We start from the raw sequence: 6587 nt of genomic DNA, 5'->3' as shown, positions 1-6587 counted from the left end.
ATCCCTGAAAGATGATCAGGTTGATAGGTCTGAGGTGGAAGTGTGGCGACACATGGAGCTGACAGATACTAATCGATCGAGGACTTAACCTAATTTCTAATGATGTCACACCTGTTATCTAGTTTTGAGAGAACACTCTCAAATTGTTTGGTGGCGATAGCGAAGAGGTCACACCCGTTCCCATGCCGAACACGGAAGTTAAGCTCTTCAGCGCCGATGGTAGTCGGGGGTTTCCCCCTGTGAGAGTAGGACGCCGCCAAGCAGTTTTATCATAATTATATCGTCGCGGGGTGGAGCAGTTCGGTAGCTCGTCGGGCTCATAACCCGAAGGTCGCAGGTTCAAATCCTGCCCCCGCAACCAAAAAATATATCCTTTAAAATAAGGAGCGCCCAAAGGGTGCAACCAAATTAAAATGGTCCGGTAGTTCAGTTGGTTAGAATGCCTGCCTGTCACGCAGGAGGTCGCGGGTTCGAGTCCCGTCCGGACCGCCATTTATTGTAAACGAAACGATCATGTTTTCGTTTTTTTTGTGTTTTCTTTTATTACATCTTTTGCTTGGTATGATAGCCAAGCTTTCTTTATATCGGCAACATCTTGGATATTTCACCATAATCCGATACACTAGATACAGTACATATAAAACATAATCAGACCAAAAGGAGGTTTGGTTAATGGATGAGTTTGATTTAATTAATAGTATTACTCCGCGAACCATTCACCATTCTTCCGTTGATGTAGGAATTGGAGACGATGCGGCTCTTTACACAGCGAAAAACGGTGTGCAGGAAATTGTCTGTGTCGATACAATGGTAGAGGACGTGCATTTTAAATTGAGCTATTCTTCGCCGGAGGACATTGGATATAAGGCGTTGGCTATAAATATAAGTGATATTGCCGCAATGGGAGGTATTCCTAAGTTTTATTTAGTGTCTCTTGCGGTGCCTTCAAAATGGACGGCATCAGAAATCAAGGCAATGTATGAAGGAATGAATGAACTGGCGAAACTATACTGTATGGACCTGATTGGCGGTGATACAGTTTCTACTAACGATAAACTAGTCGTCACAGTGACTGTGATTGGGGAAGTTGAAAAGGGACGTGCCTGTTTGCGCAGTTTGGCAAAGCCGAATGATATTGTCTTTGTCACTGGTGAAATCGGTTCTTCTGCCGCTGGACTTTCATTGCTGCTAAAAGAGACCTCCCATCCGGAAACATCATTTGAAACAGATTACTTTATCAATAGGCATAAACGGCCTCACCCAAGAGTGAGTGTTGGCAGACTATGCTCGAACGCTCAGCGTGTGGCTCTTAATGATATTAGTGACGGATTGGCAAGTGAATTGCATGAAATTGCTGAATCCAGCTCTGTTTCAATAGAAATTGACGAGAGCCTTCTTCCAGTTCATCCGGACTTGCCTAAGTTAAATTCCAAATGGAAGGAATGGGCTTTGTTTGGCGGAGAGGATTTTGAGCTGACTGGGACGATCTCAAAGGAAGACTGGGAAGTGTTACAGCAGGAGTGCAGCAGACTTCAACTGCCAATTACAAAGATTGGATGTGTCCGTGAAAAGACAGAATCCAATGTCGTATTAAAGACAGATGAAGAAACAATGACTTTAGAGAAAAAAGGGTATAATCATTTTAAATAAGACGGGTGACTCGTGTGAAGCAATTAAAATGGAGAACTGTAAATCCTGAAGAAACAAAAGCGATTGCTAAGCTGACTGCATCGTTTTCAAAGCCTGGGGACGTCCTGACATTAGAGGGCGATTTAGGAGCTGGGAAAACAACCTTTACAAAAGGTTTTGCTGAAGGACTTGGAATTACACGTGTTGTAAACAGTCCGACGTTTACGATCATAAAAGAATATAACGATGGTTCACTTCCTCTTTTTCATATGGATGTATACAGAATGGAAGACGAGAGTGAAGATTTAGGACTTGATGAATATTTTCATGGACAAGGTGTCTGCTTAGTGGAATGGGCGCATTTAATTGAAGAGCAGCTTCCGCAGGAGCGACTGCAAATTGTCATTAAAAGAGCTGGTGATGATGAAAGAGAGATCACCTTTACAGCTGTGGGGAATCGGTATGAAATGCTTTGTGAGGAGATAAGTAGACATGACAATATTAGCAATTGATACATCGAATTATACTTTAGGCATAGCGCTGCTTCGGGACAACACTGTCATAGCAGAATACATGACATATTTAAAAAAGAATCACTCTGTGAGAGCGATGCCTGCTGTTCATTCTTTGCTGAATGATTGTGATACAACCCCGCAGGATCTTTCTAAAATTGTTGTCGCAAAAGGTCCTGGCTCGTACACAGGGGTGAGAATCGGTGTAACCATTGCCAAAACACTTGCCTGGTCTTTAAACATTCCGATTTCTGCTGTTTCAAGTCTTGAAGCGCTCGCGGCAAATGGACGTCACTTTGACGGTCTGATCAGCCCTATATTTGATGCGAGACGCGGACAGGTGTATACAGGTCTTTATGAATATAAAAACGGGCTTTTAGAACAGGCTGTGCCGGATCAAAATGTGATGCTGACAGAGTGGCTGGAGATGCTAAAAGAGAAAGATCGCTCTGTTTTGTTTTTAGGACATGATACATCCATACACAAGGAGACGATACTGGATGTATTAGGAACAAAAGGAATCATAGGGTCTGCGGTTCAGCATAATCCCCGCCCTTCAGAATTGGCTTACTTGGGTGCGGATAGGGAAGCTGCTGATATTCACGGGCTTGTGCCGGATTATTTGCGGCTTGCAGAAGCTGAAGCGAAATGGATTGAAAGTCAAAAGTAGGGTGATAGGATGAAAACAAAAGCAGCAGTCAGAAAAATGCAGCTTGATGATGTTGATCACGTATACGAAATTGAAACATCCTCCTTTACGTCTCCCTGGACGAAGGATTCGTTTTATCATGAATTGCTTGAAAATCCGTATGCCCACTATCTCGTGATTGAAAAGGACGATTGTATCGCGGGTTATTGCGGGATTTGGATTGTGATGGACGACGCCCAAATCACAAATATAGCGATTAAACCAGAGTATAGGGGCCAGTCTTTAGGAGAAGCACTTTTTCGTTCAGCTCTCGAGCTTTGTAAAGAAAAAGAGGCGAGGCGGCTTTCGCTTGAAGTGAGGGTTTCCAATCACCCTGCTCAAAGTTTATATAAAAAGTTCGGGATGCAGCCCGGCGGAATAAGAAAGAACTATTATACTGATAACGGGGAAGATGCGTTAATTATGTGGGTGACGATAAATGAATGAGCAAAAAGATCTTTATATATTAGGAATCGAAACGAGCTGCGATGAAACGGCAGCAGCTATTGTCAAAAACGGAACAGAAATCGTCTCGAACGTTGTGGCCTCTCAAATTGAAAGCCATAAACGATTCGGAGGGGTTGTGCCGGAAATAGCATCAAGACATCATGTGGAGCAAATCACTTTAGTGATCGAAGAGGCTTTCCGTAAAGCAGACATGACATATCGTGACATAGATGCGATTGCAGTTACTGAAGGCCCGGGATTGGTGGGAGCACTGCTAATCGGGGTAAACGCCGCTAAAGCATTGAGCTTTGCGCATCATATTCCGTTAGTTGGAGTCCATCATATAGCGGGCCATATCTACGCAAACCGTTTGGTAGAAGAGATTGTTTTTCCAGCGCTTGCATTGGTCGTTTCCGGCGGCCATACGGAATTGGTTTATATGAAAGAACACGGTTCATTTGAAGTAATCGGGGAAACACTCGATGACGCAGCAGGGGAAGCTTATGACAAAGTGGCGAGAACAATGGGTCTCCCGTATCCAGGCGGACCGCAGATTGACAAGCTTGCGGAATCAGGGAATGACACTATTCCTCTGCCTCGCGCATGGCTTGAAGAAGGTTCTTATAATTTCAGCTTTAGCGGGCTGAAATCAGCTGTGATCAATACGCTTCATAACGCGGCTCAAAAAGGACAGGAAATTGCGCCGGAAGATCTTTCTGCCAGTTTTCAGAATAGCGTCATTGATGTCTTAGTGACAAAAACGGCACGCGCTGCAAAAGAATATGGTGTCAAACAGGTTCTTTTGGCCGGCGGAGTAGCTGCAAACAGAGGACTCAGAGCTGCGTTACAGAAGGAATTTTCCCAGCATGAGGGGACGGCGCTCATCATTCCTCCGCTATCCTTATGTACGGATAATGCTGCAATGATTGCTGCGGCCGGTACAATTGCTTTTGAAAAAGGGATTCGCGGATCATATGATATGAATGGCCAGCCTGGTCTTGAACTGACTTCTTACCAGGGTCTCACGACATAATGGCGTGAGGCTTTTTTATTGTTATTAACAGATAATTCTCAATTTATCCACATATCTGTGAGTAATTATAGAGATATAGATGGGTAAAGGGGTTGAGAGGCTGTTAATAAAGTGGATAAATTCAGAATATTTTGTGGATATTGTGTATAAACCGCTTTCTTCGTTTGCTTATAAGGTTATTTTCTGTGGATAAAAAGCACCTCTAAAAAAGAGGTGCTTGACTTTTTTTAATCTTCTTCTGTGGATAGTTCTTCCCATTCTGATAATAGGTTTTCCAATTCTTGATTGAGTTTCTCGTTGTCAGCGTGGATGGCTTGTACCTTTTCGTGGTCCTGATATACTTCCGGATCACAAAGTAATTCATCATTGTGACTGATTTTTTCTTCTATGGTTTGAACTGTCGTTTCAATTTCTTCTATGCGTCTGAGTCGTTGTCGTTCTTTCTTTTTCCATTCTTTTTCTTCCTCATAAGAACGTTTAGAGTCGGATTTCATTGCAACCGTGGCTTTTTCAGTTTCCTCTTGCTGTTTCATTTTCTCCAATTCCAGCTGCTGTGTTTTTTTCTCTGTATAATAATCGTAATCTCCGAGATATTCTTCAATATGGTTTGGAGAAAGCTCATATACCCTTGTTGCGATTCTATTAATAAAATATCTGTCATGTGAGACAAATAACAATGTGCCCGGATAATCGATCAAGGCGTTTTCGAGAACTTCTTTGCTGTCTAAGTCAAGATGGTTCGTCGGCTCATCAAGAATGAGAAAGTTAGCTTTTTGCAGCATCAGCTTTGCCAGGGCCACTCTTGCTTTTTCGCCTCCGCTTAGGGAATGGACGGGTTTAAGCACATCATCCCCGGAGAATAAGAAATTTCCGAGGCACGTTCTGATTTCTTTCTCTTGAAGCTCCGGATACTCGTCCCACAGCTCATCAATGACGCGTTTAGAGGAGGTCAGCTCAGCTTGTTCCTGGTCATAGTAACCGATACTGACATTTGAGCCGTACGCTATTGTTCCCTGATCCGGCTTCAGTGTGTTTATTAATGTTTTGAGCAAGGTTGATTTTCCGATTCCGTTGGGACCTACAAGAGCGGCGCTTTCTCCTCTTGGAAGCCTAAACGAAACATCTGTCAGAAGCGGCGGCTGGTTTTCATAGCTGATGGTCAGATCCTGAACCCGCAGGACCTCGTTCCCGCTCTGTTTTGTAATGTCGAAATGAAAATTTGCTGATTTTTCGTCGCCGAGCGGTTTTGACATGACGTCCATCCGTTCAAGCTGTTTCCGCCGGCTTTGTGCTCTTTTTGTCGTTGAGGCTCTCGCTAGATTTCGGTCTACAAAGTCCTGCAGCTTGGCGATTTCATCCTGCTGTTTTTCATACAGCTTAAGATCCTTTTCATATTGGGCAGCTTTTTGGTCTAGATAAGCGCTGTAGTTGCCGTGATACTTTTTGCTTTCTGATCTTGATACCTCGTACACCTGGTTCACCACTTTGTCCAAAAAGTAGCGGTCGTGAGAAACAATCAGAATGGCGCCTGAATAGCCTTGTAAATAATGTTCAAGCCATGTCAGCGTATCAATGTCCAGATGGTTGGTCGGCTCATCTAGAATGAGAAGGTCGGGCTGTGTTAACAGAAGCTTACCCAAGGCCAGTCTTGTTTTCTGACCACCGCTTAGGCTTTGCACCTGTGTTGAATCGTCAAAATGGCTGAAGCCGAGACCGTGCAGCACAGATCTGACATCTGCTTCATATTGATAGCCGCCTTTATCTTTAAATTCCTGCTGAAGGCGGTCGTAGGTTTTCATGATGCTTTCCAGTTCACTTGGGTCAGCTGCCGCCATTTTTTCTTCTATGTTTCGCATTTCTTTTTCCATCGCTTTTAAGTGATCAAAAACAGTCAGCAGCTCTTCTTTTATGGTAAGCTTAGAATCCAAGCCGGTATGCTGGGCCAAATAGCCCATTGTGATATCTTTCGGCTTGATCATTTCACCCTTTTCATATGAAAGGTGACCTGCGATAATTTTAAGGAGTGTAGATTTCCCAGCGCCGTTTCTTCCTACAATAGCGACGCGATCACGGTTTCTGACTTCCAGCTTTATATTGTTTAAAATAGTATCAGCACCAAATGATTTGGAAAGCTGATTAATTTGTAAGATCATCATATTATTTCACCTCTGCTATAATAAGTTAAGTGTAGCTTATGAACCAGAACTCAGCAAACAATACATTGGCCGAATAAGACATAGAGAAGAAAATAGTGTATGATCTGTTTAAGGAGAGTTTT

Annotated in this window: 6 protein-coding genes, 2 tRNA genes and 2 rRNA genes (1 of these 10 running past the window's edge); 9 read left to right on the top strand and 1 reads right to left on the bottom strand. The window is 43.3% G+C overall.

Annotation, left to right across the window (positions count from 1 at the left end; all coding sequences use genetic code 11):
• From DIC78_RS06870 to tsaD, 9 genes are all read left to right on the top strand, one after another.
• A 23S ribosomal RNA gene (locus DIC78_RS06870) occupies nucleotides 1-92 on the top strand; it begins 2836 nt to the left of the window's first position.
• A gap of 54 nt (nucleotides 93-146) precedes the next feature.
• Nucleotides 147-262 (top strand): 5S ribosomal RNA (gene rrf / locus DIC78_RS06865).
• 22 nt (nucleotides 263-284) lie between these two features.
• Nucleotides 285-361 (top strand) — tRNA-Met (locus tag DIC78_RS06860).
• A gap of 54 nt (nucleotides 362-415) precedes the next feature.
• Nucleotides 416-492: transfer RNA gene (locus tag DIC78_RS06855), tRNA-Asp, on the top strand.
• Nucleotides 493-672: 180 nt separating this feature from the next.
• Nucleotides 673-1650, top strand: a complete 978-nt coding sequence (gene thiL, locus DIC78_RS06850; RefSeq protein WP_106022466.1) for a thiamine-phosphate kinase — start codon at nucleotides 673-675, stop codon at nucleotides 1648-1650.
• Nucleotides 1651-1664: 14 nt separating this feature from the next.
• Nucleotides 1665-2141: a tRNA (adenosine(37)-N6)-threonylcarbamoyltransferase complex ATPase subunit type 1 TsaE gene (gene tsaE, locus DIC78_RS06845; protein WP_106021487.1), complete on the top strand. Its 477-nt coding sequence runs from the start codon at nucleotides 1665-1667 to the stop codon at nucleotides 2139-2141.
• Nucleotides 2122-2811 carry a tRNA (adenosine(37)-N6)-threonylcarbamoyltransferase complex dimerization subunit type 1 TsaB gene (gene tsaB / locus DIC78_RS06840; RefSeq protein WP_127695849.1) on the top strand — a complete coding sequence of 230 codons (690 nt, stop codon included), beginning with the start codon at nucleotides 2122-2124 and terminating at the stop codon, nucleotides 2809-2811. Before tsaE ends, tsaB begins: the two co-directional genes overlap by 20 nt.
• A gap of 9 nt (nucleotides 2812-2820) precedes the next feature.
• Complete coding sequence (rimI, locus tag DIC78_RS06835; protein WP_024120406.1) at nucleotides 2821-3276, top strand: ribosomal protein S18-alanine N-acetyltransferase; 456 nt, start codon at nucleotides 2821-2823, stop codon at nucleotides 3274-3276.
• Nucleotides 3269-4309 (top strand): tRNA (adenosine(37)-N6)-threonylcarbamoyltransferase complex transferase subunit TsaD, encoded by a 1041-nt coding sequence (gene tsaD / locus DIC78_RS06830; RefSeq protein WP_059335927.1) that lies wholly within the window; start codon nucleotides 3269-3271, stop codon nucleotides 4307-4309. The genes rimI and tsaD overlap by 8 nt, the downstream gene beginning before the upstream one ends.
• 227 nt (nucleotides 4310-4536) lie before the next feature.
• On the opposite strand, the gene DIC78_RS06825 is transcribed toward tsaD, so the two are convergent.
• Complete coding sequence (locus DIC78_RS06825) at nucleotides 4537-6465, bottom strand: ABC-F family ATP-binding cassette domain-containing protein (RefSeq protein ID WP_127695847.1); 1929 nt, start codon at nucleotides 6463-6465, stop codon at nucleotides 4537-4539.
• Nucleotides 6466-6587: the final 122 nt, after the last annotated feature.

The sequence above is a fragment of the Bacillus halotolerans genome (genome assembly GCF_004006435.1).
In the GTDB taxonomy this organism is placed as follows: Bacteria; Bacillota; Bacilli; order Bacillales; family Bacillaceae; genus Bacillus; species Bacillus halotolerans.
This window is presented reverse-complemented; position numbering and strand designations above follow the sequence as displayed.

Excerpts from the sequence above, each read along its gene's own strand:
- thiL (WP_106022466.1), top strand. The coding sequence starts at position 673 with ATGGATGAGTTTGATTTAATTAATAGTATTACTCCGCGAACCATTCAC.
- tsaB (WP_127695849.1), top strand. The coding sequence starts at position 2,122 with ATGACAATATTAGCAATTGATACATCGAATTATACTTTAGGCATAGCG.
- rimI (WP_024120406.1), top strand. The coding sequence starts at position 2,821 with ATGAAAACAAAAGCAGCAGTCAGAAAAATGCAGCTTGATGATGTTGAT.
- tsaD (WP_059335927.1), top strand. The coding sequence starts at position 3,269 with ATGAATGAGCAAAAAGATCTTTATATATTAGGAATCGAAACGAGCTGC.
- DIC78_RS06825 (WP_127695847.1), bottom strand. The coding sequence starts at position 6,465 with ATGATGATCTTACAAATTAATCAGCTTTCCAAATCATTTGGTGCTGAT.